Below are 24,916 nucleotides of genomic sequence, written 5' to 3' on the forward strand. Positions count from 1 at the left end.
GGTTGGCCAGAAGCACCAAGGAAGTACGAGGAAGAGGGCAAGGTCATGGGACGCCACCGACGCTCGGACGCCGGCCGCGCCGCGGAGGGCGACGACCCGCGCGCCCGCGCCGCCGGGAGCGGGGATCCGGCGTCCGCGTCCACGGAACCGATACCGATGGGCACCGCGCCCTATCTGAACCCCGAGGCGTATGCGGCGGCAAAGGCCAAGGCGGACGCGTATCTGTTCGCGGCCGGGCCGGGGAACGCGTCGGACGCGGAGCCGGGTGCGGCGGGCGGTCCGGCGAGCGGTTCCGGTGCGGCCGAGGGGGTCGGCGGGAACCCGGGCGCGGGTTCCGGTGCGGCCGACGGTCCCGGCGAGGGCTTGTGCACGGGTTTCAGCGCGGCCGACGGTCCCGGCGGGGACTTGCGCACGGGTGCCGGTGCTGGTTCCGGTTCCGGTTCCGGTTCCGGTTCCGGTTCCGGTTCCGGCGAGGGTCCGGGTGAGGACCCGGTCCGCGGCCGGCGGCGGCAGAAGCAGGCCGGGCGGGCGGTGAGCATGACGCTGCTCGGGATGTGCGTGGCCGTCGCCCTGGGCACCGCGGCGGTAGCCGCGGGTGTGGTCCCGGGCTTCCAGGGCTACCGCCTCGGCGGCGGCACCCACACCACCGGCGGCGACCGGATCCGGGTGACGGGCTCCCCCGGCAACACGGCCGACGAGCAGGGCGGCACGTCGGGCAGCGCGGAGACCGGCGGCACGGCCACGGGCGGCACGGGCAACACCAGCGGCACCGGCTCCGGCTCCCGCTCCGGTGGGTCGGCGTCCGGTCAGGGCGCCACGCGGTCGCCCTCCCCCACCACCCCGACGCCGTCCGCGTCGCCGACGCCCGCGCAGTCCCCGTCGGTCACCGCCTCCGCCTCGCCGAGCCCGTCGAAGTCCGCGCCGACCCCGTCGAAGTCCGCGAAACCCGGCGCCTCCAGGACCTCCCCGGCCGCACCCGCCGCACCCCGGCCCAAGCCCTCACCCACGAGGGCGAAGCCGAGCCCGGCCCCCACGAGGACCGCGGCGCCCAGGCCGACCGCACCGCCCGTCACCGTCTCCGCCGAAGCCGCCGCGGAGACCGCGGTGCTGAAGCTGGTCAACGACGAGCGGGCCAAGGCGGGCTGCACCCCGCTGTCCGCGAACTCGGCGCTGACGAACCTGGCCGAGTCGTTCAGCGACGACATGGCGGCGCGGGGCTTCTTCTCCGACACCGACCCGGACGGGAAGTCGCCGTGGGACCGGGCGGCGGCGGCCGGTGTCACCGGGCTCGGCGCCGAGAACATCGCGCGCGGCCCGGCGGACCCGGCGGCCGTGGTGAAGGCGTGGATGGCCAGCCCCGAGCACCGCGCCAACATCCTGAACTGCGACTTCCACACCCTCGGCGTCGGTGTGCACTTCGGCGCGGGCGGCCCCTGGTGGACCGAGGAGTTCGGCAGCTGACGCCGCCCCCCTGCTCGATAGTGCTGAACTCCCCTGCTCTGTAGTGGAGTTACGCGGCGGCCCGGCCCCGCGCGAACGTCCGCGCGGTCTCGGTCACCCGGCGCCCGAGGTGCTCGGCCGTGGCGATGTCCGCCTTGTGCACGCCCTCCGGGCCCTGGTCGGTGTCGGTCTGGGCGGCGGCGCCGGCGAAGAAGCCCAGGCGGTTGAGGTCGTTCTCGGAGGCGGTGCTGCTGTTCCAGCCCGGGAGCAGCCCGAGGTTCACCCAGTGCATGCCGTGCTGCGCGGCGAGCGTCTGGAAGAACTGGAGTGTGTGCAGCTTGTCGCCGCTCTTGGAGCCCGAGTTGGTGAACCCGGCGGCCAGCTTGTCCTGCCAGCCCTGGCCGGCCCAGCGTGAGGAGGTCGCCTCGCCGAAGACATGGAAGGCGCCGGAGGCGGTGCCCATGTAGGTGGGCGAGCCGAAGACGATCGCGTCCGAGCGGTCGAGTATCCCCCACTGCTCGTCGGTGATCTCGTCCACCGTGATCAGGTGCGTCTCGGCGCCCGCCTCGACGGCACCGGCGCGGACGGCCTCGGCGAGGACGGCGGTGTGGCCGTAGCCCGAGTGGTAGGCGATCGAAACAACGGGGCTGGTCATGACTCTCCTCGAAAGGGCAGCTCGATAACGATGAGCACAGGAAAGCACTAACCAAAAGTTAGTGCAACCCTTCGGTTAGCGCTGTAGGGGCGTACTCTTGTGCCATGACCGCACGCCCCCAGGAGCCCGACGAGCTCGCCTACAACGTCTTCGCCAAGGCATGCCCCTCCCGCTGCACGCTGGAGAACGTCACGGGCCGCTGGGGCGGACTGACCCTCGGCGCGCTGTCCGAGGGCTCACTGCGCTTCAACGAGCTGCGCCGCCGCGTCGACGGCGTGAGCGAGAAGATGCTCTCCCAGACCCTGCACGCGCTGGAGCGCGACGGCCTGGTGCACCGCGAGGCCCAGCCGACCAACCCGCCCCGCGTCGACTACGAGCTGACCCCGCTCGGCCGCGAGGTCGCCGGGCGCCTGCTCGCCCTCATCGAGTGCGTGGAGGGCGCCATGGACGAGGTGCTGGCCTCGCGCGAGCGTTACGACGAGACGCGCGGCGCCCGCTGACACCTCGGGCAGAAGTAGCTGGACCGGTTCATCCACGGGCGGCGCCTGATCGGCGTGCCGCAGCGGCGGCAGGGCTCGCCCTCGCGGCCGTAGGCGTCGAGCGAGCGGTCGAAGTAGCCCGACTCGCCGTTGACGTTGACGTACAGGCTGTCGAAGCTGGTGCCGCCGACGGCGAGGGCCGCGTTCATCACGTCCCGGATGTGGCCGAGGAGTTCGGCCGTGACCGGGCGGGTGAGGCCGGCGGTCGGACGCTCGTAGTGGATGCGGGCGCGCCAAAGGGCCTCGTCCGCGTAGATGTTGCCGACTCCGCTGATCAACGACTGGTCCAGCAGGGCCCGTTTGACGGTGCTGCGCTTGCGGCGCAGCACCTGGTGGAAGGCGTCGTCGTCGAACAGCGCGTCGAGCGGGTCGCGGGCGATGTGCGCGATGACGTCAGGCAGCCCGTCCGGGGTGTTGTCGTGCAACGACAGCCCGCCGAAGGTGCGTTGGTCCACGAACCGCAGCTCGGTGCCGAGCGAGTCGGCGAACCGGATCCGGATGCGCAGATGCTTCTCGTCGGGCGCCTCCCGCGGCTGCACCAGCAGCTGTCCGCTCATCCCGAGGTGCGCGAGGACCGACTGGTTCGTCTCCTCCAGCGGCAGCCACAGGTACTTGCCGCGCCGGCTGGGGTCGCCGATGTGATGCCCCTTGAGCCGGTGCGCGAAGTCCTCGCCGCCGGCCACATGACGGCGTACGGCGCGCGGGTGCAGCACCTCGGTCTCGGCGACGGTGCGATGGGCCACCCACCGCGCCAGCCCCCGCCGGACGACCTCGACCTCGGGCAACTCGGGCATCGGGACCCCCGTAGAACGGCGCTGTGGGAAGCGGTGGGACGCGGTATGAGGCGAGCGCCCGCCCCGTCCGGTATCGGTGGGGCGGGCGCTCGGTGCTGCTGTCGTGCTGTGGTCAGGCGGTGGCGGACGACGTGTCGTCGTCCTTGGCGGCTTGCGCGACGGCCTGTTCGGCCTCCGCCGCCGCCTTGGCGCGCTCGTCCGCGGCGGCCTTGATGGCGCGCCAGGCGGACTCGGCGGCCTGCTGCTCCGCCTCCTTCTTGCTGCGGCCGGTGCCGGTGCCGTACGAGACGCCTCCGACGCGGGCGGCAGCAGTGAAGGTCTTCTCGTGGTCGGGGCCGGTCTCCGTGACCAGGTACTCGGGCACGCCGAGTCCCTCGATCGCGGTCAGCTCCTGGAGCGACGTCTTCCAGTCCAGGCCCGCGCCCAGGTTGGAGGACTTCTCGATCAGCGGGTCGAAGAGCCGGTGCACCAGCTCGGAGGCCGCGTCGAGGCCCTGGTCGAGATAGACCGCGCCGATCACCGCTTCAAGGGTGTCGGCGAGGATGGACGCCTTGTCCCGGCCACCCGTGCCCTCTTCACCCCGGCCGAGCCGGATGAAGGCGCCGAGGTCGAGGCCGCGCCCCACCTCCGCCAGCGCACGCGAGTTGACCACCGCGGCCCGCAGCTTGGCCAGTTGGCCCTCGGGCAGGTCGGGGTGGGTGCGGTACAGCGTGTCCGTCACGACGAGGCCGAGCACGGAGTCCCCGAGGAACTCCAGCCGCTCGTTCGTCGGCAGACCGCCGTTCTCGTACGCGTAGGAACGGTGGGTGAGCGCACGCACCAGAAGGGCGGACTCGACCTGGTAGCCGAGCCGCCCTTCCAGAACTGTGTGGGACGAGGCCAGTGAGCTGCCCCCGCGCTGACGGGGACCAGCGGCTTTCGCGTCTGTCATCGGGCCTCTCACCAACCGCTCAGACTTCGAGGACCTGGCGCTTGTTGTAGGTGCCGCAAGACGGGCACGCGATGTGCTGCTGCTTGGGCTCGTGGCAGCGCTCGCACGCAACCAGGGTGGGGACCGCAGCCTTCCACTGCGACCGGCGGTGGCGCGTGTTGCTGCGCGACATCTTCCGCTTCGGAACAGCCACGGCTACTTCTCCTGCTTCTCGTCGACGCCCGCTTCGGCGCCGCTCATCTCGTCCTTCTCGCCGTCCGTCGTGGTGCCGGCGAGTCCCTGCAAAGCCGCCCAACGGATGTCGACGGCGTCATGATGGTGTTCCGGGTCGTCCGCGAGCCGGGCTCCGCACTCGGAGCACAGACCCGGGCAGTCTTCCTGGCACACCGGCTGCATCGGCAGTGCGAGCACCACCGCATCGCGCAGCACAGGCTCGAGGTCGAAAAGACCGTCCTCGATGAAGAGCCTGTCCTCGTCGTCCTCGGCGTCGTCGCCCGGTTCCGCGATCACGCGGCCCCGGTCGTCGGCGTCAGGGTACGAGAACATCTCCTGGAAGTCCGCTTCGAGCTTCAGCTCGACCGGCTCCAGACACCTTACGCACTCCCCCTTGGCCGTGGCACGGGCGGTGCCTGTGACAAGCACCCCTTCCATGACCGACTCAAGCCGGAGGCCGAGTTCCACCGGGGCGCCTTCCGGCACCTCGATGACTCCCGGGATGCCGAGATCCGCGGGGGCGTCGATCTCACGGGTCAGGCGCTGCAGCGCACCAGGACGCCGACCCAGCTCGTGAGTGTCGAACACGAGGGGGTTGCGGTGGTCGAGGCGGGCGTTGGAAGCCATTCCTGCTTTCGATCTACGTACTCGAAGGGACACCGCCCGTCGGTGTTTCCGGGCAGTGTGGTCGCGGGCAATTCCGTACGCGAGCGTCAGGGCACGCGCGACCGAAGAGCCAGGATACTGGACCTTGCGCCCAGGGCCCAATCCGGCCCCGTCAGCGGGAACCGCGGCCCTGCTCGTACGCCCGCAGCTGCTCCGCGCTGATCATGCCGGTGTCGAAGAGACTGGTCTCGTCCAGAGCGTAGTCCTGCTGCGGCTGGGACTGCTGCGACGCCTGGGGCGGCTGTTGCTGCTGAGGCTCGTAGCCGCCCTGCTGGACGTAGCCGCTCTGGTACGTATAGGGGTCGGCCTGCTGCGGATAGCCGTACGGGTCCTGGCCACCGTAGGCGGCCTGCTGCGGGAAGCCGGGGTAGGCGGCCTGCTGCTGGTCGTAGGCGCCGTAGGCGGGCTGCGGCTCGTACGACGGCTGCTCGGGCTGCCGGTCGTACCCGGGCTGCTCCGGCTGCTGGTCGTACCCCGGCTGCTCCGGCTGCCGGTCGTACCCGGACTCGGCCGCCGGTTCGTACGCGGGCCGCTCCGTGCGGGGCTCGTACGACGGTTTGTCCCGCTGGGCCGCCGGGCGCGCGGCCGGGGCGTCCGCGAGGGCGGCCAGGTCGGCGAGGTAGTCGGCGTCGCTGGAGTGCTGGAAGGTCGTGGTGTCGTCGGCGAGGGCGCCGAGGTCGTCGGTGGCGATCCGGCCGTGCAGCTTCTGCCGGCCGCGGCCGACCGCCTCCAGGGTCTTGGCGAGCACCGCCTCGAAGGCGCCCAGCTTGGTGTCCACGTACGCGTCGGCGCTGTGCCGCAGGGTCTCGGGGTCCGGACTGCGCTCGGGGGCGTCCTCGTCCTCGTAGCCGTTCTCGTCCAGGCCCGGACCGGTGCCAAGGAGCTTCTCGCGGCCGCGGCCGACCGAGCCCAGGGTCTTGGTGAGGACGACCTCGAAGTTGGCGAGCTTGGAGTCGACGTAGTCGTCGGCCTCGGCGCGCACCTCCTCGGCCTCGCTGCGGGCCTCGGCGAGGATCCGGTCGGCCTCGGCCTGGGAGCGGCGGGCGACCTCGGTGCCGGAGACCAGCGAGCCGCGTTCGGCGTGCGCGGTCTCGATGATCCGCTCGGCCTCCTGGCGGGCCTGCTCGACCATCTGCTCCCGGTCGCCGATCAGCTCCTGCGCCTGCGCGAGGGAGCCGGGCAGGGCCTGGCGCACCTCTTCCAGCATCGCGAGCAGGTCGGCGCGGTTGATCACGCAGGACGCCGACATGGGCATGGCCCGCGCGCCGGCGACCGCGGAGACGATCTCGTCGAGCTTCTTCTGCACGTCCACCTGTGCTCGCCACTTCCTACAGCCGGATCGGAGACGGACGGGACGACTGTAGTCCCAAGTCCCATCAGTCCTTGCGCAGCCGCCTGTTGAGAGCGGCGAGGACCTGCGGCGGCACCAGGTGGGAGACGTCGCCGCCCCAGGCCGCGACCTCCCTGACGAGCGAGGAGGACAGGAAGCTGTAGGTGGGGTTGGTCGGCACGAACAGCGTCTCGACGCCGGTGAGGCCGTTGTTCATCTGCGCCATCTGGAGTTCGTAGTCGAAGTCGCTGACGGCGCGCAGGCCCTTGACGATGGCGGGGATGTCGCGCTGCTTGCAGTAGTCCACGAGAAGGCCGTGGTGGGTCTCGACCCGTACGTTGGCGAACTCCGAGGTGACCGCGCGGATCAGCTCGATCCGCTCGCCGACCTCGAACAGGCCCTTCTTGGACTGGTTGATCATCACCGCGACGTAGACCTCGTCGTACAGCCGGGAGGCTCGGGCGATGATGTCGAGATGTCCATTGGTGATCGGGTCGAACGACCCGGGACAGACGGCGCGGCGCACTTGTGATCCCTCGCTCTCCGGTCCGGTCATCGTGCGTCTTCGCACGTAGAGGCGGCGCGACCGTACCAAAACGTTCCCTCGCCGTAGCGACGGGACCGGATCGCCTCGAAGCCGTCCGGCCACCGGAATTCACCGCCTCTGGTGCTGCGCTCCACGGTGACCAGCGCGTCCTCCCCGAGCCACCCCTCCGAGCGGAGTGTGAGGAGAATCTCGCGAAGATCGTCGTCGGTGACGGCGTAGGGGGGATCCAGGAAGACCAGGTCGTAGGGGGCGGCGGGGGGCGCGGTCCTGATGACTTGTTCGGCTTTGCCCGCTCTGACCTCGGCGCCGGGAAGGCCCAGGTTCTTCACGTTCTCGCGGACGGTCCGGGCGGCGCGGGCGTCGGCCTCCACGAGGAGGGTGTGGCCCGCGCCTCGGGAGAGGGCCTCCAGGCCGACGGCGCCGGAGCCGGCGTAGAGGTCGAGGACGCGCTCGCCCGCCAGGGGGCCGCCGAGGAGGGACTGCCAGGTGGAGAAGAGACCTTCGCGTGCGCGGTCGGAGGTCGGCCGGGTGCCGGTTCCCGGCGGGACTGCCAGGCGGCGTCCGCCGGCTGCGCCGGCGATCACGCGGGTCATGTGTGGTCCTTCGTCGTGGGTGGTTACCGCGTTCATTGTGGCTGGTCGCGCCGTGCGGCGGCAGCCGCACGTCCGACACGGCCCCGCGCTCCTGGGCAGGCGCACCTCAGCCCTTCTCCAGGTACTGCTCCCTCTCCTCGTCCAGCAGCGCGTCCAGCGCTGTCCGCAGGCCCGGCAGATGGTCCAGGTCCGGGTTCGCCGTCACCAGGGCCATCGCCTCGCTCCGTGCCTCGCCGATGACCTCCTCGTCCTCGATGACCTCCAGGACGCGCAGGCTGGAGCGGGCACCGGACTGGGCCTGGCCGAGGACATCGCCCTCGCGGCGCTGTTCGAGGTCGATGCGGGAGAGCTCGAAGCCGTCGAGGGTGGCGGCGACCGCGTTCAGCCGCTGGCGGGCGGCGCTCGCCTCGGGCATCTCGGAGACCAGCAGGCACAGGCCGGGCGCGGAGCCGCGGCCCACGCGGCCGCGCAGCTGGTGGAGCTGGGAGACGCCGAAGCGGTCGGCGTCCATGATGACCATCGCGGTGGCGTTCGGGACGTTCACGCCGACCTCGATGACCGTGGTGGCGACCAGGACGTCGGCCTCGCCCGCGGCGAAGCGGCGCATCACGGCGTCCTTGTCGTCGGGGTGCATCCTGCCGTGCAGCACCTCGACCCGCAGGCCCTGGAGGGGGCCCTTGGCCAGGTGGTCGGCCACGTCGAGGACGGCGAGCGGGGGGCGCTTCTCGGCCTCGTCCTCGGCGGACTTCTTCTTGGCGGCCTTCTTCGGGTCGGCCGCCTCCTCGATGTCGTCCCCGATGCGGGGGCAGACGACGTACGCCTGATGGCCGTTCTCCACCTCTTCCCGCACCCGCTCCCAGGCGCGGGCCAGGAAGTGGGGTTTGTCGGCGGCCGGGACGACATGGCTGGCGATCGGGGAGCGGCCCGCCGGGAGCTGGTCGAGGACGGAGGTCTCCAGGTCGCCGAAGACGGTCATGGCGACCGTGCGCGGGATCGGGGTGGCCGTCATGACCAGGAGGTGCGGGGGCTGTCTGCCCTTGCCGCGCAGGGCGTCGCGCTGCTCCACGCCGAAGCGGTGCTGTTCGTCCACGACGACCAGGCCGAGGTCGTGGAACTGGACCTTGTCCTCGATCAGGGCGTGGGTGCCGATGACGATGCCGGCCTCGCCGGTGGCCAGGTCGAGCAGGGCCTTGCGGCGGGCCGCGGCGCCCATGGAGCCGGTGAGCAGCACCACCTTGGTGGCGTGCTCGGTGCCGCCCAGCATGCCGCCCTCGGCGAGGTCGCCCATCATCTCGGTGACCGACCGGTGGTGCTGCTGGGCCAGCACCTCGGTGGGCGCGAGCATGGCGGCCTGGCCGCCCGCGTCGACCACGGCGAGCATGGCGCGCAGGGCGACCAGCGTCTTGCCGCTGCCGACCTCGCCCTGGAGGAGCCGGTGCATGGGGTGTTCGGTGGCGAGGTCGGCGAAGATCTCGCGGGAGACCTTCCGCTGGCCCTCGGTGAGGGTGAACGGCAGCCGGTCGTCGAAGGCGGCCAGGAGGCCGTCGGCCCGCGGGCGGCGGGCGACCGCCGGGAGCTGGGCGTCCGCGTACCGGCGGCGGGCCAGGGCGACCTGGAGGACGAACGCCTCGTCCCATTTGAGGCGGGCGCGGGCGTCCGCGATGTCGGCCTTGGTGGCCGGGCGGTGGATCTTGAGCAGGGCCTCGGGGAGCGGGAGCAGCCCCCGGCCCTCGCGCAGGGCGGGCGGCAGCGGGTCGAGGGCCTCCTGGGCGGCGGGCAGGACCGTCTGCACCGCCTTGCCGATCTTCCAGGACTCCAGTTTGGCGGTGGCCGGGTAGAGCGGGATCAGGGCGCCCGCCCAGGTCTCGGCGGTCTCCTCGCCGTCGCCGCGCAGCAACTCGTAGGCGGGGTGGGCGAGCTGGAGGCGGTGGTTGAAGACGGAGACCTTGCCGGCGAACATCGCGCGGGTGCCGGGCAGCAGGTCCTTGTGCGGCTTGTGCACGCCGTTGCCGAAGAAGACCAGCTGGAGGCGGCCGCTGCCGTCGGTGATGGTGACCTCCAGGCGCTGGCCCTTGCCGCGGGGCGCCCGGGAGGAGGCGAAGGAGTGCAGGCGGGCGTCGGCGACCTGGGCGACCACGGTGACGTGCTCGTCCATGGGGAGGTCGGCGAGGTGGGTGAGCTGGCCGCGCTCCTCGTACCTGCGCGGGTAGTGGTGCAGGAGGTCGCCGACGGTGTGCAGGCCGAGGTGCTCGGCCATCACCTTCGCGGTGGCGGGGCCGAGCACTGACTTCAGTGGCTGTTTCAGTGGTTCTTCCAGTGCGGGCACGAGATCCATTGCACACCACCGCACTGACAATGCCGCAGACGCCTGCCCTGCGGGTTCGTCGCAGGATGCCGTACGGATCCCGGAAACCCCTGGTCGGCCCGGTGGCCGGGGCCCTAGGATGGCGCGTTCCGGCCGTCCTTCGCGGTCACCGCCCTTCGCTGCGGGACCGCCCGACCCCGCGCCGCGTCCTCCCCCTTCGGCGCAGTGACGATGGATTCCCAGACCTCAGAGTCATCCCAGTCCGCCCAGTCGCCTCTTCCACCCCATACGTTCCAGGTCGATCTGCGCGGTCTGGTAGATCTCCTCTCCCATCACCTCTACTCCAGTCCGAAGGTCTACCTGCGCGAGCTGCTCCAGAACGCCGTGGACGCCGTCACCGCCCGGCGGGCCCTCGCGCCCGACGCCCCGGCGCTGGTCCGGCTGCACCCGGCGGACGGCGGCCTGCGCGTGGAGGACAGCGGCATCGGGCTCACCGAGTCGGACGTGCACGAACTGCTGGCGACCATCGGGCGCAGCTCCAAGCGGGCCGAGGGACTCCAGGAGGCCCGCTCCGGCTTCCTCGGCCAGTTCGGCATCGGCCTGCTCGCCTGCTTCGTCGTCGCCGAGCGGATCCGCGTCGTCAGCCGCAGCGCCCGCACCCCGAACGCGCCCCCGGTGGAGTGGACGGCGCGTGACGACGGGTCGTACACCGTGCGGACACTGCCCGGCACGGCGCGGCCCGAGCCCGGTACGACGGTGCAGCTGACGCCCCGGCCCGGGGCGGCCGAGTGGCTGGCGCCGGAGCGGGTGCGCGCGCTGGCCCGGGACTTCGGGGCGCTGCTGCCGTACGACGTCCGGGTGGGCGAGGAGCGGATCACCGAGCTGCCCGCGCCCTGGGACCGGCCGTATCCGAGCCCCGGCGCGCGCCGGGCGGCGCTGGCCCGGCACTGCCACGGGCTGTTCGGGTTCACCCCGCTGGACTCGATCGACCTGGACGTGCCGCTGGCCGGGATCCGCGGGGTGGCCCATGTGCTGCCGTCGGCGGTGAGCCCGGCGCAGCGGGCGGCGCACCGGGTGCACCTCAAGGGCATGCTGCTGACCGAGCGGGCCGAACAGCTGCTGCCCGACTGGGCGTTCTTCGTGCGCTGTGTGCTGGACACCGACAGCCTGCGGCCCACCGCCTCCCGCGAGTCGCTCTACGAGGACGAGACGCTGGCCGCCGTGCGGGAGGCGCTCGGCGAGCGGATCCGCGACTGGCTGACCGGGCTCGCGGCCGGTGACCCGGAGCGGCTCGCGGCGTTCCTCGCCGTGCACCACCTCGGGGTCAAGTCGCTGGCGCGGCACGACCACGAGATGCTGCGCACGATGCTGCCGTGGCTGCCGTTCGAGACGACCGACGGGCAGGTGTCGCTGGCGGAGTTCGCGCGCCGGCACCCGGTGGTGCACTTCACCCGCGGTGTCGAGGAGTACCGGCAGGTCGCGGCGATCGCCTCGGCGCAGGGCGTGGGCGTGGTCAACGGCGGTTACACGTACGACAGCGAGCTGATCGAGGCGCTGCCGTCGGTGCGGCCGGGGACGGTGGTCGCCGAGCTGGACGCGGACACCGTGACCGCGCATCTGGACGGCGTCGACCCGGGCGTGGAGCTGCTGCTCACCGGGTTCCTGGCGGCGGCGCGGGCGAAGCTGGACCCGCTGGGCTGCGATGTGGTGCTGCGCGCCTTCCATCCGTTGTCGGTGCCCGCGCTGCACCTGGACGACCGGTCGGCCCGGCACGAGCAGGCCCGCGCGGCGGCCGAGGAGCAGGCGGACGATCTGTGGGCGGGCATCCTGGGTTCGCTGCGCGGCGGCGCGCCCCGCGCCCGGCTGGTGCTCAACCATCTCAACCCACTGATCCGCAGGGTGAGTGCACTGGACGACGCGGAACTGATCGGCACCGCGGTCGAGTCGCTGTACGGGCAGGCGCTGCTGATGGCGCAGCGCCCGCTGCGGCCCACGGACTCCGCGCTGCTGAACCGGGCGTTCATCGATCTGCTGGAGTGGGCGACGCGGGGGACGGCCGATGACTGAGATCACCGGCCTCACGGCGCTGCGCCGGGCGCTGGCGGAGAACGCCGAGCAGCCCGAGGGCCCGGCGCGCAACGCCCGTGCGGAGCAACTGCTGGCGGCGGCCGAGGGGTTGGAGATCCCGCTGGCCGTGATCGAGGCGCTCGGCCACCAGTTGAGCGTCTACAACTACAGCTCCGAGAAGGACAAGATGTTCGTCCCCTTCGCGCGGCTGCTGCGCCTGTGGGACGAGCGGCCCGGGGACTTCGACGCGTACGAGACGCACTCGCTGCACTGGGTCTTCAAGTGGATGTCGGCGGGCATGCTGGACCAGCCGCACATCCCGCTCGCCTCGGTCGAGAAGTGGCTGGGCGAGATGGAGCACCGCTACCGGCTCGCCGGGTACTCCGAACGGGCCGTGCGCGGCGCGGAGTTCAGTGTGGCGGCGCACATCGGGGATCTGGCGCGGGCGGAGCGGGCGTACGCCGCGTGGCTGGCCGCCGACCGGGACGAGATGGCCGACTGCCATGCCTGCGAGCTGTACGGGCAGGGCCTGTGGCAGGTGGAGCGGGGCCGGGACGCGCAGGCGCTCACCTCGTGGCGGCCGGTGCTGGAGGGCGAGTTCAGCTGTGCGCACGAGCCGCACTTGGTGCTCGCCGCCTCCCTGGTCCCGCTGCTGCGGCTGGACCGCGCCGAGGAGGCTCGGGCACACCATCTGCGGGGGCTGCGGCTGGTGCGGCCCATGGAGAGCATGCGGGCCGCGTACGCCGAGCACGTGGAGTTCTGCGCGCTGACCGGCAACGAGGCGCGCGGTCTCGAACTGCTGGCCGAGCGGCCCGCCTACTTCACGGACACCGGGCAACCGCGCAGCCGGCTGGACTTCCTGGCCGTGGTGGCGCTGCTGACCGAGCGCCTGACCGAGCTGGGTCTCGGCGAGGAGCCGGTGCCGGGCCCCGCCGGGCGCGCCTGGACGGCACGGGACCTCGCGGCCCACGCCCGCACGGAGGCGCTGGCGCTGGCCGAGCGGTTCGACGCGCGCAACGGCACGTCGCACGTCGGCGACCGGACGCGGGCGCGGATAGCCCGGCGGCCACTGGCGGACCGGCTGCCGCTGGGTGTCCGCACCTCGCGCATGGCGCCCGCCGCCCCGGTGGCCGCTCCCCCGCCGGCACCGGCCGCCGAAACGTCCCTGCCCGCGCTCCTCGCCGAGGCGCACCGGCTCGCGGACACCCTGCGCCCGGAGGCGCTGGACGCCTGGGCCGCGGTGGCGCGGGCCGCCGGTGACGGTGAACTCGCCCCGGCGGACCGGGCGTCGGCCGCCGACCACGAGGCGATGTCCCGGGGCCCCGAGGGCGCCGAGCTGTTCGAGCGGGCGGCCGAGCTGTACGCGGCGGCGGGCGACCCCGGCGAGGCCCTGGCGGCGCGGGCCCGGGGCGCCTACTTCCGCGCGCTGCGGGGCGAGACGGGCACCGCCCTGGCCCGGGTGACCGGCCTGTCCGAGGAGGTCCGCGCGCTGTACGCGGCCGGGGCCACCGGGGTACGGCAGACCGCGTCGGTCCTGATGAGCAGGGCCCGGATCCTGATGCACCGGGCGCGCACCGGCGCGGGCCCCGCGAAGGACGCGGAGGCCGCCGTGCGCGAGGTGCCGGCCCTGATCGAGGGGCACGGCACGCGGGACGAGGGGGACGTGCGGCTGGCGGCGCGGGTCGCCGAGGCCTGGGGGATGCTCGCCGAGCTGGCGGGGGCCGCCGGGGACGGCGCGGGGGCGGCGGAACTGCTCCGGCGGGCGTCCGCGGCGTACGTGCGCGCCGGGCTGCCGTGGTGTGCGGTGGAGTACGAGGTCCAGGTCGCCGCACTGGCCGAGGAGGCCGGCGACCGGGAGGGGGCCGAGCGGGCGCTGCGGGCGGCGCTGGAACACGGCGGCCCGTACGTGGAACCGGCCGGACAGGTTCAACTGCACCTTCGAATAGCCGAGTTGACCGCCGCGCGCGGTGATGTCGCCGGGGCCGCGGAGCACGCGCTCCGGGCCACGCACCGGGCGGACGAGGCCGGGGAGTCCGGCACGGCGGGGGCCTGGGCGCGGCAGCGGCTGGGCGGCTATCTGCTGCGGCAGGGGCGGTGCGCGGAGGCGGCCGAGGTGCTGGAGTCGGCGCTGGCCGACCTGCGCACCGGGGCGCACGGCGACGAGGCCGTCGTACAGGCCCGCTGGTGGCTCGGGGACTGCCTGGAGGAGCTGGGCGAGCACCGGGCGGCGGCCGAGCAGCGGCTGCTGGCCGCCGACATCGCCCGGCACTGGCCCGAGCAGCGCGACCACGCCACGCTCGCGCACCTCGCCGCCGACTCCCTGGACGCCGCGGGCCTGGTGGCGGAGGCCGACCGGGCGTACGCCCGCGCGGGCGAGCTGTGGCGCTCCCTCGGCGACACCCGTCTCCTGGTCCGCTCCCTGCGGGCCCGCGCGTGGCTGGCGCTGCGCGAGGACTCCGGTACGGCGGCGGCCGAGGGGCTGATGGACGAGGCCGTGCAGGAGTGCGAGCAGGCACGGAAGAACGCGGCCGACTCCCGTTCCCTGAGCAGCCTGACCCATGAACTGGCCCAGACGCACCGCCAGTTCGGCGACCTCCTCGCCGGAGCCGGGGGCGCGGGCGCGGCGGCCCGCTTCGAGCGGGCGATCACCCTGTTCGGCTCCCTCGGCCCGGCCGCTGTGCACGACCGCACCGCCGCCGAACTCACGGCGGCCGACCTGGCGGCCGAACAGGGCCGCTCCGAGGAGGCGATAGCCCGCGCCCACGCCGTACTGGCCGCCTACGAGAACGCGGACGAGTCGGACGAGACGGTCCGGTCGCGGCGCGCGGAGGCCGCACGGGTGCTCGGCAGCACGGAGTGAGCCGGGGGCGCGGCGCGCTCGCGGGACACCGAGGCGGGCCGGGGCGGCCCGGTCACTCCACGCCGATGAGCAGCAGCGCTCCCTGGTGGCCGCCCCGGTAGGCCACCGTGTCGACGGCCAGGTAGGACTCCCGTACCCGGGCCTCCAGACGGGCGGCGACGGCCTCGGGGGCCTCGTCGCCGACGACGAGGGTGACCAGTTCCCCGCCGGCCTGGAGCATCCGGTCCAGGACGGTCCCGGCGGTGGCGGTGACGTCCGACCCGATCACCGCCACGTCGCCGTCGATCAGCCCGAGCACATCCCCGGCCTGGCAGATCCCGGCCGTCGTCCAGGACCGGTGCTCGGCGACGACGACCTCCGCGTAGCGGGTGGCGCCCGCGGCCGAGGTCATCTGGACGACGTCCTCGTCGAACCGGCGGCCCGGCTCGGACACCGCGAGCGCCGCGATGCCCTGCACCGCCGAGCGGGTCGGGATCAGCGCCACCCGGACGCCCTCGGCACGGGCCTGCTCGGCCGCCGCGGCCGCGGTGTCGCGCAGCTCGGCGTCGTTGGGCAGCAGCACGACCTCGCGCGCGTGGGCCCGTCGTACCGCCGCCAGCAGTTCCCCGCTCGCGGGCGGCTCCCCGGGGCGTGCGAGCACGGTGGTCGCGCCCGCCTCGGCGTACAGCTCGGCGAGGCCCTGACCCGGTACGACGGCCACCACGGCCCGCTGGGCCCGCTCGCGCGGGGGACGCGGCCCCCCGGTGTGCACGTCGCCGCGCCCGAAGTGCGTGATCCTGATCCGGTACGGGCGTCCGGCCTCCACGCCCGCCTCCACGGCGGCACCCGCGTCGTCCACGTGCACATGGACGTTCCACAGCCCGTCGCCGCCGACGACGACCAGGGAGTCGCCGAGCGCGTCGAGCCGGGTGCGCAGCCGGGCCACGGCGGTGTCGTCGGCCTCCAGGAGGTAGATCACCTCGAAGGCGGGTCCACCGTCCTCGGCGGCACAGGCACCGGCATCGGGGGCGGGGTCGGGGTCGGGGTCGGCTCCAGTTCCGGGTTCGGCTCGCGCTCCGGCCTCGGCTTCGGCTTCGGCTTCGGCTTCGGACGGGGCTTTCGGCGCCGGGTCCGCCCGGTCCGGTACGGCTTCCACCGCCTCCCCCGTGCACGCCTCCACCAGCGCGCCGAGCACCGCCACCAGACCGCTGCCCCCCGCGTCGACCACCCCGGCCCGCGCCAGGACGCCCAGCTGGGCGGGGGTCCCGGCCAGGGCCGCGCGGGCGCCCTCGTGGGCGGCACGGGCGACCGTCCCGCAGTCGCCGTCCGCCCGCTCGGCCGCGTCGGCGGCGGCCGAGGCGACCGTCAGCACCGTGCCCTCGACGGGATGCGCCACCGCCTGCCGGGCGGAGTCGGCGGCCCGGCGCAGGGCGCGCCGCAGCGTTGGCCCGTCGCAGCGCGGCCCGGCGCCGTCCGCCGCGAGCACCTGGGCCATGCCGCGCAGCAGCTGCGCGAGGATCGTGCCGGAGTTGCCCCGGGCGCCGATGAGCGCCCCGTGGGCCATCGCGCGCACCGCGTCCGCGAGGGCGGGACCGGCGGGCTGCGTCTCGTACCCGGCGAACACGGCCTCCACGGCCGTCGCGGCGGACTCCAGGGTCAGATAGAGGTTGGTCCCGGTGTCGCCGTCGGCCACCGGATAGACGTTGATCGCGTCGATCTCCTCGCGCGCCCGGCCCAGGGCGCGCAGGGCCAGACCGCACCAGGTGCGCACCGCGAGACCATCGAGGAATGTCTGCGGCACCTGCGCCACCTGCGCCTCCCTGAGCCTGCTTGACGTGGTCGCAGCGTAGACCCCGGGGCGGTGCCCACCGGAAGCGGGCCGGGGGCGGGCCGGGGGCGGGCCGGGGGCGGGCCGGGGGCGGGACCCCTCGCGACCATGGTAGTTTCGCTCTACCGACGCAGGCTTGCTATGCTGCTCCGGTTGCCCGATCTCATCGGGCTCTCCCCCTGGCAACGCCAACCAGATCTCAGGTCGTACGATCTCGATCCCGGCCTGCCGGGATTATCCGTAAGTGCATCTGAAGTCTTTGGAGTGACCCGTGGCTGCCAACTGCGACGTCTGCGGCAAGGGGCCGGGCTTCGGCAACAACATCTCGCACTCGCACCGCCGTACGTCCCGCCGCTGGAACCCGAACATCCAGCGTGTGCGTACCGTGGTGGGCGGGACGCCGAAGCGCGTGAACGCTTGCACCTCGTGCATCAAGGCCGGCAAGGTCTCGCGCTGACGCTACAGCTGAGCGCGCGGCCACTTGCTGGTTCGCTGCACTGAGCCGGTCCATCTCAGGATGGACCGGCTTTTTGCCGTACCCGGAAACCGGCCCTGAGACAGGGCCCCCACATCACCCCGTCGGCATGCCGACCTGCCGGTGTTCGAGGGCGGAACGCAGCCTTGAGAGGGCCTGCCCGAGCGCCGCCGCCGAAGCGGCGTCGAGCGCCCCGCCGATCAGTTCGGCCAGCGTCGCGCCGAACGTCCCCTCCGCCGCGCCGACGAGTTCCGCGCCGTCCTCGGTCAGCGCCAGCAGGGAGGAGCGGCGGTCGGCCGGATTCGGCGTCCGGACCACCCAGCCCTGCTTCTCCAGCCGGTCGACGCCCTTGCTCGTCGCCCCGATGCCGATCGCGAACTCCGCCGCGAGATCCGCCACCCGCGCCCCCTCGTGGTCGCGCAGATGGCGCAGGAACTCGAACTGCGAGGTGACGATCCCGTGCCGCTCGCGGAGCCGGTCGTTGAGGGCGTTGTACAGCCGCGTCTCGCAGCGCACCAGGTCGGAGAAGAGATCCAGGAGCCCGGCGGTGTCCCCGGTTGTTTTATATGCCATGGCATATAGTGTAGGGGAATTCATCGACGACGGGGAGCATCCATGAGCAAGGAACAGCGCGCCCGGATCGGCGCCATGCTGCGACAGCCGCGTCCCGAGGGGCCCCGGGGGATCGCGGAGATCCGGACCGGGTTCGAGGCGCTGATGAGCACGATGACCGTGCCCGGCGGCATCCGTACGACACGGACCGCGCTCGGCGGCCGGCCGGCGCTGCGTGTGGCACCCGAGGAGCGTCCGCGCGCCGGGACGATCCTGTACTTCCACGGCGGCGGCTGGGTGAGCGGCTCACCCGAGGCCTCGCTGGCGGTGACCGGGCACCTCGTGACGAGGACCGGCCGCACGGCGTACTCGGTGGACTACCGGCTGGCCCCCGAGCACCCGTTCCCGGCCGCGATCGAGGACACGCTCGGTGCCTACCGCGCGCTCCTCGACGGCGGTGCCGACCCCTCGGCCGTGGTGTTCGCCGGGGACTCGGCGGGCGGCGGCCTCGCCGTCACCACCTGCCTGGCCGCCCGGGACGCGGGCCTGCCGCTGCCCGCCGCGCTCCTGGCGTTCTCCCCGGGACTGGACGCGACCCGCACCGGCGAGAGCATCGAGACCAAGGCGGGCGTCGACCCGTTCTTCACCCGCGCGTCCGTCGAGCACACCGGGGTGATGTACCTCGCGGGCGCCGATCCGCGCCAGCCGCTGCTCAGCCCGGCCGTCTGCGCCGACCTGACCGGGCTGCCGCCGATGCTGCTCCAGGTGGGCACCGACGAGATCCTGCTGGACGACTCCACCCGCCTCGCCGCGCGCGCCAGGGCCGCCGGGGTCGATGTGATCCTGGACGTCACGGCCGATGTGCCGCATGTGTTCCAGGTGTTCGCCGGCGACCTGGACGAGGCGGACGAGGCGCTGGACCGCGCGGCCCTCTTCCTCGATCAGCGCCTGCGCGCGGCCACGGCGTAGGTTCGTCACACGCGCGCGGGCTCACCGCACGGACCCGGCTCGGACGGGTTCGGCGGGTTCGGCGGGTTCGGCGGGTTCGGCGGGTTCGGCGGGTTCGGCGGGACCAGCATCCGGGACGCGGGTCCGGCGAACGCAGTCCCACGATCACGCCCGCGCGACGCCGACCGGGAAGGCCCCGCTCACCTCTCCCGTGCCACCCGCCGCGCGAGGCCGCTCACGCGCTGAACCGCCACCCGTGATCCACCGGTCCGATGCCCGCGCCCAGCGCGAAGCCCGCCGCGATCGCCCCGGTGACGTACTCCTTGGCCGCCGCGACCGCTTCCGGGACGGTGAGGCCCCGGGCCAGCCCGGAGGCGATGGCGGAGGCGAGGGTGCAGCCGGTGCCATGGGTGTGCCGGTTGTCGTGGCGGGGCGCGCGCAGCCGGTACTCGCCCGCGGCGGTGCCGTCCGTCAGGAGGTCCACCGCGTCACCGGCGAGATGCCCGCCCTTGATCAGCACCCAGCGCGGCCCGAAGGCCAGCACCGCGTCCGCGGCCCGTCGCAGATCGCCCTCCGACTCGACCTGGACGCCGGTGAGTTGACGCACCTCGTCCAGGTTGGGGGTCGCCACGGTGGCCGCCGGGAGCAGCCGGGTGCGCACGGCGTCCAGCGCGGAGTCGGCGAGCAGCGCGTCGCCGTGCTTGGAGACGCCGACCGGGTCGACCACGGCGGGGGCGTCCGTGCCGGCGATCAACTCGGCGACCGTCTCGACCAGTTCGGCCGAGCCCAGCATGCCGGTCTTCACGGCCTGTACGCCGATGTCGTCCACGACGCTGCGGTACTGGGCGCGCACCGCCTCGGCCGGGAGCGCCCAAACGCCTTGCACGCCCAGGGAGTTCTGCGCGGTCACCGCGGTGAGCACGCTCATCCCGTGGACGCCGAGCGCGAGCATCGTCTTGAGGTCGGCCTGGATCCCGGCGCCGCCGCCGGAGTCGGAGCCGGCCACCGTGAGCACCCGGGGCGGGGTCACGACTCTATGTCCCCGAAGTGGTCCCAGCCGCCCGCGCTGGTCCAGGGCGCCCCGTCCACCGTCACCTGCGGCAGCGCGGAGGGGTTGAGGACCTCCCCGATGACCTTCCAGCGGGCCGGGAGCTTGGTGTCCGGCGGGAAGGTCGCCACGATCGCGTGGTCCTCTCCCCCGGTCAGCACCCACTGCATCGGGTCCACGCCGACGGCCTGCCCGATGTCGTTCATCTGCGTGGGCACGTCGATCGCGCCGGAGCGGATGTCGATGCGGACCTTGCTGGCCTCGGCGATGTGGCCGAGGTCGGCGATCAGCCCGTCGCTCACGTCGCACATCGCGGTCGCGCCGAGCGAGGCGGCGGCCGGGCCCGCGTGGTACGGCGGCTCGGGGCGCCGGTGGGCCTCCACGAAGGCACGCGGCGAGCGGAAGCCGCGGGCGAGCACCGCGTAACCGGCCGCCGACCAGCCCAGCCAGCCGGTGACGGCCACCAGGTCGCCGGGCTGGGCACCGGCCCGGGTCACCGGCTCCTGGTTGCGCAGATCGCCGAGCGCGGTGATCGACACCATGATGGTGTCGCCCCGTACGACATCCCCGCCGACCACGGCCGCGCCCGCGACCTGGCACTCGTCGCGCAGCCCGTCCATCATCTCGGTCGGCCAGCTGACCGGGAGTTCGGCCGGCACCACCAGGCCCAGCAGCAGGGCGGTGGGTACGGCGCCCATCGCGGCGATGTCCGCGAGGTTCTGCGCGGCCGCCTTGCGCCCCACGTCGTAGGCCGTGGACCAGTCGCGGCGGAAGTGCCGTCCCTCCAGCAGGACGTCGGTGCTCGCCACCACCCGCCGGTCCGGCGCCGCCACCACCGCGGCGTCGTCACCCGGGCCGATACGGACCGCCGGAGTGGTGGTGAGACGGGAGGTGAGCTCCCTGATGAGCCCGAATTCCCCGAGCTCACCAACCGTGCCCTTCATGTCCCTGACTCCCCTTCTCTGCCTTCGCCTGACCGTGCTGACTCGCGCCTCATCAGTGTCCCCGATACCGTCGAGATGACCCCGACGCGGTCGGGGACGACCGCCGTTACGGTCCCGGACGACCGTCAACTTCCGTCGTGCCTGCACCCTGGCGCGAAAGCCCGGTTCCCGCAGGTCTCCCCGCGGGGAGCGGCGACGCGATACCGTGGCGTTCCTTTTCCCCACATGATCCTCGTGGCCGCCCTGGAGGTTCCGTGGTACAGGCGTACATCCTGATCCAGACGGAGGTCGGCAAGGCGTCGACCGTCGCCGAGACCATCAGCAAGATCCCTGGAGTGATCCAGGCCGAGGACGTCACGGGTCCGTACGACGTCATCGTGCGCGCCCAGTCCGAGACCGTCGACGAACTCGGTCGCATGGTGGTCGCCAAGGTCCAGCAAGTGGACGGCATCACCCGCACCCTGACCTGTCCGGTCGTGCATCTGTAGCCCCCGTCTACGCTTGGCCGGTGAACTTCTTCCGTCACCGGCCCCCCGCCCTGCTCGCCGCCCTGTCCGCGCCGGTCCTGCTGCTCGCGGTCGCGGGCTGCACCGCGGACGACAGCGCCACGGTCGCGGTTCCCCGTCCCGACGCGAAGACCGCCCCGCTGTGCCGGGGTCTGCACCCGGCGCTGCCGGCCGAGGTGGACGGGCAGCGGCGCGCCGACCCCGAGCCCCGGTCCGTCTACACGGCGGGCTGGGGAAACCCGGCGATCATACTGCGCTGCGGGATCGTCCGGCCGCCGAAGATGATCGACCCCAAGGTGGCCCAGGGCCAGGACCCCGACGCGATCGCGGGCGGGGTCAACGGTGTGGACTGGCTGATGGAGAAGCAGGGCGACGGCACCTGGCGCTTCACGACGGCGAACCGCAAGGCGTATGTCCAGGTGACCCTGCCGAAGAAGCTGTCGGGGCCGGACGACAGCACCCAGGTGCTGGAGGATCTGGCCGCGGCCGTGAAGAAGGCCATCCCCGTGGGGATGGCCTCCATGCGCGGCTGACCGCTCGTCCGCTCAGCGCAGTCCGGTGGACCTGCGCAGCGCGGCCTGCACCAGCAGGTCGATCAGCTCGGGGTAGCCGACCCCGGTCGCCTGCCACATCTGCGGGTACATCGAGATCGGGGTGAACCCGGGCAGCGTGTTGATCTCGTTGATCACGAACTCCCCGTCCTCGGTGAGGAAGAAGTCCGCGCGCACCAGCCCCTCGCAGGACGCCGCCTCGAACGCGTCCACCGCGAGCCGCCGGATCTCGGCGGTCTCCGCCTCGGTGAGCGGCGCCGGGACGATACCGGGCGTGGAGTCGATGTACTTGGCCTCGAAGTCGTAGTACGCGTGCGCGTCCGGCGGCGGGATCTCCGCCGGGACCGAGGCCCGCGGGCCGTCCTCGAACTCCAGGACGCCGCACTCGATCTCACGGCCGGTGATGGCCGCCTCGATGAGGATCTTCGGGTCGTGCGACTGGGCCTCGGCGATCGCCTCGTCCAGGCCGGACAGGCCGTCGACCTTGGTGATGCCGATGGAGGAGCCGGCCCGCGCGGGCTTCACGAACAGCGGCCAGCCGTGCTCGCCGGCGAAGTCCACGATCTTCCTGCGGGCGGCGGCCTGGTCCTGCTGCCACTCGCGGGGGCGGATCACCACGTAGGGGCCGACCTTGAGCCCGAAGGAGGTGAAGACCCGCTTCATGTACTCCTTGTCCTGGCCGACGGCCGAGGCGAGCACGCCCGCGCCCACGTACGGCACTCCGGACAGCTCCAGCAGGCCCTGGAGGGTGCCGTCCTCGCCGTAGGGGCCGTGCAGCACCGGGAAGACGACGTCGACCTCGCCGAGCGCCTTGGGCACGGAGCCGGGCTCGCTGTAGACGACCTCGCGGTTGGCGGGGGCGACGGGGAGCACCACGTCGCCCTCGTGCGACTCCGCCAGGTCCTCGACGGCGGGCAGGGCGCGGTCGGTGATGGCCATCCGCTCCGGCTCGTCGGCCGTCAGCGCCCAGCGGCCGTCCCGGGTGATGCCGATCGGCAGGACGTCGTACTTCGTCCGGTCGATGGCCTTGAGGACGGCGCCGGCGGTGACCACGGAGATCCCGTGTTCGGAGCTGCGGCCACCGAACACGACGGCCACGCGGGGCTTGCGCGGCTGCTCAGGGCTCTGGGGAAGGTTCTCGGTGCTCATATCGCGTTGAGAGTACCCGTTGGCAGAGCCCGGATACAGCGTCGGCTCCGCCCCGGAACGCACAAAAACGGGCGGATTTCGCACCGTGTCCATGCGTTTTCGCGCAGCGTCCCCGTGGTTTCGCTCAGCGTCGTTCGGGCTTCGCGCTGCGCGACATCAGCTCCCTGAGCGCGACGACCGGCGGCTTGCCCTCGTGCACGATGCCGACGACCGTCTCGGCGATCGGCATGTCGACGCCGTGCCTGCGGGCCAGATCCAGCACGGACTCGCAGGACTTGACGCCCTCCGCGGTCTGCCGGGTGACCGCGACGGTCTCCTCCAGGGTCATGCCCTTGCCGAGGTTGGTGCCGAAGGTGTGGTTGCGCGACAGCGGCGAGGAGCAGGTGGCCACCAGGTCGCCGAGACCGGCGAGACCGGAGAAGGTCAGCGGGTCGGCGCCGAGTACGACACCGAGCCGCGCGGTCTCCGCGAGGCCCCGGGTGATCAGCGAGCCCTTGGCGTTGTCGCCGAGCCCCATGCCGTCCGCGATGCCGACGGCGAGCCCGATGACGTTCTTCACCGCGCCGCCCAGCTCGCAGCCGACCACGTCGGTCTCGGTGTACGGCCGGAAGTACGGCGTGTGGCAGGCGGCCTGGAGCCGCCGGGCCACGGCCTCGTCGGCGCAGGCCACCACGGCGGCGGCGGGCATCCGGGCGGCGACCTCGCGGGCCAGGTTGGGCCCGGTGACGACGGCGACGCGCTCCGGGCCCACCTTGGCGACGTCCTCGACGACCTCGCTCATCCGCATCGCGGAGCCGAGTTCGACGCCCTTCATCAGGGAGACCAGCACGGTGTCCGGGGCGAGCAGCGGAAGCCACTCGGCGAGGTTCTGGCGCAGGGTCTGGGAGGGGATGGCGAGGACGGTGAACTCCGCGTCGCGCAGCGCCTCGGCGGCGTCCGCGGTGGCGCGCAGGTTCTCCGGGAGCTCCACACCGGCCAGGTAGTCGGGGTTGATCCGGGTGGAGTTGACCGCCTCGGCCAGCTCGGGCCGGCGGGCCCACAGGGTCACGTCACAGCCGGCGTCGGCGAGCACCATGCCGAAGGCGGTGCCCCAGGAACCGGTGCCCATGACGGCCACCCGCACTGGCGTGCTCACTTGCTCTGCTCCTTTTCCTGCCTGCCCTTGTCCTGCGCCTGCGTCCGGCGCCGCTGCTCGATCCGCTCGCGGCGCGGGTCGTACGGCTTCTCGGGCGCCTTCTCGCCGCGGATGTCCTCCAGGAGGCGGGTGATCGCCGCCATGATGACCTCGGTGGCCTGCTTCTGGAGGTCCGGGGTCAGCTCCTTGTCGTAGAAGCGCGACAGGTCCACGGGCGGGCCCGCCAGCACATGGTGGGTCTTGCGCGGGAAGATCTTCGGCTTCTTCGCATATGCCGGCAGCAGTTCGTTGGCGCCCCACTGGGCGACCGGGATCACCGGGCACTTGGTCTGGAGGGCGACGCGGGCGGCGCCGGTCTTGCCGGTCATCGGCCAGCCGTCGGGGTCGCGGGTCAGGGTGCCCTCGGGGTAGAAGGCGACGCACTCACCGCGTTCCACGGCGTCGATCGCGGCGCGGAAGGCGCTCAGCGCGTCCGTGGACTCGCGGTAGACGGGAATCTGTCCGGTGCCGCGCATGGCGGCGCCCACGATTCCCTTCTTGAAAAGGCCGCTCTTCGCCAGGAATCGCGGAACCCGGCCGGTGTTGTACTGATAGTGCGCGTATGCGAAGGGGTCCACGTGGGAATTGTGGTTCACCACGGTGATAAATCCGCCCTCGGCCGGAATGTGCTCCATTCCACGCCAGTCCCGCTTGATCAGAACCACCAGCGGCGGTTTGCAGATCACCGCGGCGAAGCGGTACCAGAAGCCGATTCTGCGGCGGGGCACAAGGACACCTTCCTCTAGGGGGATCCACGGGGGACTGACCCCGGCGGGGGCCGCACAAGTGTCGCCCCGGAGCGCCGGTCTGTCGAGAACACCG

24 protein-coding genes are annotated in these 24,916 nt (G+C 73.0%); 8 read left to right on the forward strand and 16 right to left on the reverse strand.

Going from position 1 to position 24,916, the window contains the following annotated elements; all coding sequences use genetic code 11:
• The first annotated feature begins 45 nt into the window (after window positions 1-45).
• The gene (locus QHG49_RS10700; RefSeq protein ID WP_301488905.1) at window positions 46-1,461 is read left to right on the forward strand and encodes a CAP domain-containing protein; all 1,416 of its coding nucleotides are present in this window, start codon (window positions 46-48) and stop codon (window positions 1,459-1,461) included.
• Window positions 1,462-1,510: 49 nt separating this feature from the next.
• Here QHG49_RS10700 and QHG49_RS10705 read toward each other — a convergent pair whose 3' ends face one another.
• A complete protein-coding gene (locus QHG49_RS10705) occupies window positions 1,511-2,095 on the reverse strand; it encodes a flavodoxin family protein (RefSeq protein WP_301488907.1) in 585 nt (194 codons plus the stop codon).
• Between the two features lie 104 nt (window positions 2,096-2,199).
• On the opposite strand from QHG49_RS10705, the gene QHG49_RS10710 reads away from it, so the two are divergent.
• Window positions 2,200-2,595: a helix-turn-helix domain-containing protein gene (locus QHG49_RS10710; protein ID WP_159705377.1), complete on the forward strand. Its 396-nt coding sequence runs from the start codon at window positions 2,200-2,202 to the stop codon at window positions 2,593-2,595.
• Here QHG49_RS10710 and mutM read toward each other — a convergent pair.
• From mutM to recG, 8 genes are all read right to left on the reverse strand, one after another.
• Entirely contained in the window at window positions 2,568-3,428 is an 861-nt protein-coding gene (gene mutM / locus QHG49_RS10715; protein ID WP_301488909.1) for a bifunctional DNA-formamidopyrimidine glycosylase/DNA-(apurinic or apyrimidinic site) lyase, read from the reverse strand. The two genes, QHG49_RS10710 and mutM, sit on opposite strands and share 28 nt — an antisense overlap.
• A gap of 112 nt (window positions 3,429-3,540) precedes the next feature.
• Entirely contained in the window at window positions 3,541-4,359 is an 819-nt protein-coding gene (rnc, locus tag QHG49_RS10720; RefSeq protein WP_145485600.1) for a ribonuclease III, read from the reverse strand.
• A gap of 19 nt (window positions 4,360-4,378) precedes the next feature.
• Complete coding sequence (gene rpmF, locus QHG49_RS10725; protein ID WP_003951102.1) at window positions 4,379-4,552, reverse strand: 50S ribosomal protein L32; 174 nt, start codon at window positions 4,550-4,552, stop codon at window positions 4,379-4,381.
• 2 nt (window positions 4,553-4,554) lie between these two features.
• Complete coding sequence (locus QHG49_RS10730; RefSeq protein ID WP_301489037.1) at window positions 4,555-5,199, reverse strand: DUF177 domain-containing protein; 645 nt, start codon at window positions 5,197-5,199, stop codon at window positions 4,555-4,557.
• A gap of 151 nt (window positions 5,200-5,350) precedes the next feature.
• Window positions 5,351-6,550, reverse strand: a complete 1,200-nt coding sequence (locus QHG49_RS10735) for an ATP synthase F0 subunit B (RefSeq protein WP_301489039.1) — start codon at window positions 6,548-6,550, stop codon at window positions 5,351-5,353.
• Window positions 6,551-6,614: 64 nt separating this feature from the next.
• On the reverse strand, window positions 6,615-7,094 hold the full coding sequence (gene coaD / locus QHG49_RS10740) for a pantetheine-phosphate adenylyltransferase (RefSeq protein WP_301492751.1): 480 nt from the start codon (window positions 7,092-7,094) through the stop codon (window positions 6,615-6,617).
• Window positions 7,095-7,120: 26 nt separating this feature from the next.
• Entirely contained in the window at window positions 7,121-7,708 is a 588-nt protein-coding gene (gene rsmD, locus QHG49_RS10745; protein WP_159705368.1) for a 16S rRNA (guanine(966)-N(2))-methyltransferase RsmD, read from the reverse strand.
• A 106-nt stretch (window positions 7,709-7,814) separates the two neighbouring features.
• Window positions 7,815-10,043: an ATP-dependent DNA helicase RecG gene (gene recG / locus QHG49_RS10750; RefSeq protein WP_301489042.1), complete on the reverse strand. Its 2,229-nt coding sequence runs from the start codon at window positions 10,041-10,043 to the stop codon at window positions 7,815-7,817.
• A gap of 201 nt (window positions 10,044-10,244) precedes the next feature.
• Here recG and QHG49_RS10755 point away from each other — a divergent pair, with 201 nt between their 5' ends.
• Window positions 10,245-12,080 (forward strand): HSP90 family protein, encoded by a 1,836-nt coding sequence (locus QHG49_RS10755; RefSeq protein ID WP_301489043.1) that lies wholly within the window; start codon window positions 10,245-10,247, stop codon window positions 12,078-12,080.
• Complete coding sequence (locus tag QHG49_RS10760) at window positions 12,073-14,940, forward strand: tetratricopeptide repeat protein (RefSeq protein ID WP_301489045.1); 2,868 nt, start codon at window positions 12,073-12,075, stop codon at window positions 14,938-14,940. Before QHG49_RS10755 ends, QHG49_RS10760 begins: the two co-directional genes overlap by 8 nt.
• 52 nt (window positions 14,941-14,992) lie before the next feature.
• On the opposite strand, the gene QHG49_RS10765 is transcribed toward QHG49_RS10760, so the two are convergent.
• Window positions 14,993-16,729, reverse strand: coding sequence for a DAK2 domain-containing protein (locus tag QHG49_RS10765; protein WP_301489047.1), 1,737 nt, complete (start codon window positions 16,727-16,729; stop codon window positions 14,993-14,995).
• Between the two features lie 289 nt (window positions 16,730-17,018).
• Here QHG49_RS10765 and rpmB point away from each other — a divergent pair, with 289 nt between their 5' ends.
• Window positions 17,019-17,204, forward strand: a complete 186-nt coding sequence (rpmB, locus tag QHG49_RS10770) for a 50S ribosomal protein L28 (RefSeq protein WP_003993230.1) — start codon at window positions 17,019-17,021, stop codon at window positions 17,202-17,204.
• A 114-nt stretch (window positions 17,205-17,318) separates the two neighbouring features.
• On the opposite strand, the gene QHG49_RS10775 is transcribed toward rpmB, so the two are convergent.
• Window positions 17,319-17,795 (reverse strand): MarR family winged helix-turn-helix transcriptional regulator, encoded by a 477-nt coding sequence (locus QHG49_RS10775; protein WP_301489049.1) that lies wholly within the window; start codon window positions 17,793-17,795, stop codon window positions 17,319-17,321.
• Window positions 17,796-17,837: 42 nt separating this feature from the next.
• Here QHG49_RS10775 and QHG49_RS10780 point away from each other — a divergent pair, with 42 nt between their 5' ends.
• Window positions 17,838-18,743: an alpha/beta hydrolase gene (locus QHG49_RS10780; protein ID WP_301489051.1), complete on the forward strand. Its 906-nt coding sequence runs from the start codon at window positions 17,838-17,840 to the stop codon at window positions 18,741-18,743.
• A gap of 214 nt (window positions 18,744-18,957) precedes the next feature.
• On the opposite strand, the gene thiD is transcribed toward QHG49_RS10780, so the two are convergent.
• Both thiD and QHG49_RS10790 read right to left on the reverse strand, forming a co-directional pair.
• On the reverse strand, window positions 18,958-19,752 hold the full coding sequence (gene thiD, locus QHG49_RS10785; RefSeq protein WP_301489052.1) for a bifunctional hydroxymethylpyrimidine kinase/phosphomethylpyrimidine kinase: 795 nt from the start codon (window positions 19,750-19,752) through the stop codon (window positions 18,958-18,960).
• Window positions 19,749-20,714 (reverse strand): thiamine-phosphate kinase, encoded by a 966-nt coding sequence (locus QHG49_RS10790; RefSeq protein WP_159705347.1) that lies wholly within the window; start codon window positions 20,712-20,714, stop codon window positions 19,749-19,751. Before QHG49_RS10790 ends, thiD begins: the two co-directional genes overlap by 4 nt.
• 254 nt (window positions 20,715-20,968) lie before the next feature.
• Here QHG49_RS10790 and QHG49_RS10795 point away from each other — a divergent pair, with 254 nt between their 5' ends.
• Together QHG49_RS10795 and QHG49_RS10800 are read left to right on the forward strand one after the other, a co-directional pair.
• On the forward strand, window positions 20,969-21,202 hold the full coding sequence (locus QHG49_RS10795) for an Lrp/AsnC family transcriptional regulator (protein ID WP_037654619.1): 234 nt from the start codon (window positions 20,969-20,971) through the stop codon (window positions 21,200-21,202).
• A 20-nt stretch (window positions 21,203-21,222) separates the two neighbouring features.
• The gene (locus QHG49_RS10800) at window positions 21,223-21,753 is read left to right on the forward strand and encodes a DUF3515 domain-containing protein (protein WP_145485612.1); all 531 of its coding nucleotides are present in this window, start codon (window positions 21,223-21,225) and stop codon (window positions 21,751-21,753) included.
• 12 nt (window positions 21,754-21,765) lie between these two features.
• Here QHG49_RS10800 and QHG49_RS10805 read toward each other — a convergent pair whose 3' ends face one another.
• The 3 genes from QHG49_RS10805 to QHG49_RS10815 form a co-directional block, all read right to left on the reverse strand.
• Window positions 21,766-22,920, reverse strand: a complete 1,155-nt coding sequence (locus tag QHG49_RS10805) for a D-alanine--D-alanine ligase family protein (protein ID WP_159705344.1) — start codon at window positions 22,918-22,920, stop codon at window positions 21,766-21,768.
• A gap of 124 nt (window positions 22,921-23,044) precedes the next feature.
• Complete coding sequence (locus tag QHG49_RS10810) at window positions 23,045-24,055, reverse strand: NAD(P)H-dependent glycerol-3-phosphate dehydrogenase (RefSeq protein ID WP_159705341.1); 1,011 nt, start codon at window positions 24,053-24,055, stop codon at window positions 23,045-23,047.
• Window positions 24,052-24,822, reverse strand: coding sequence for a 1-acyl-sn-glycerol-3-phosphate acyltransferase (locus tag QHG49_RS10815; RefSeq protein WP_145485615.1), 771 nt, complete (start codon window positions 24,820-24,822; stop codon window positions 24,052-24,054). Before QHG49_RS10815 ends, QHG49_RS10810 begins: the two co-directional genes overlap by 4 nt.
• Between the last annotated feature and the right edge of the window lie 94 nt (window positions 24,823-24,916).

The organism is Streptomyces sp. WP-1 (assembly GCF_030450125.1).
Lineage (GTDB): Bacteria > Actinomycetota > Actinomycetes > Streptomycetales > Streptomycetaceae > Streptomyces > Streptomyces incarnatus.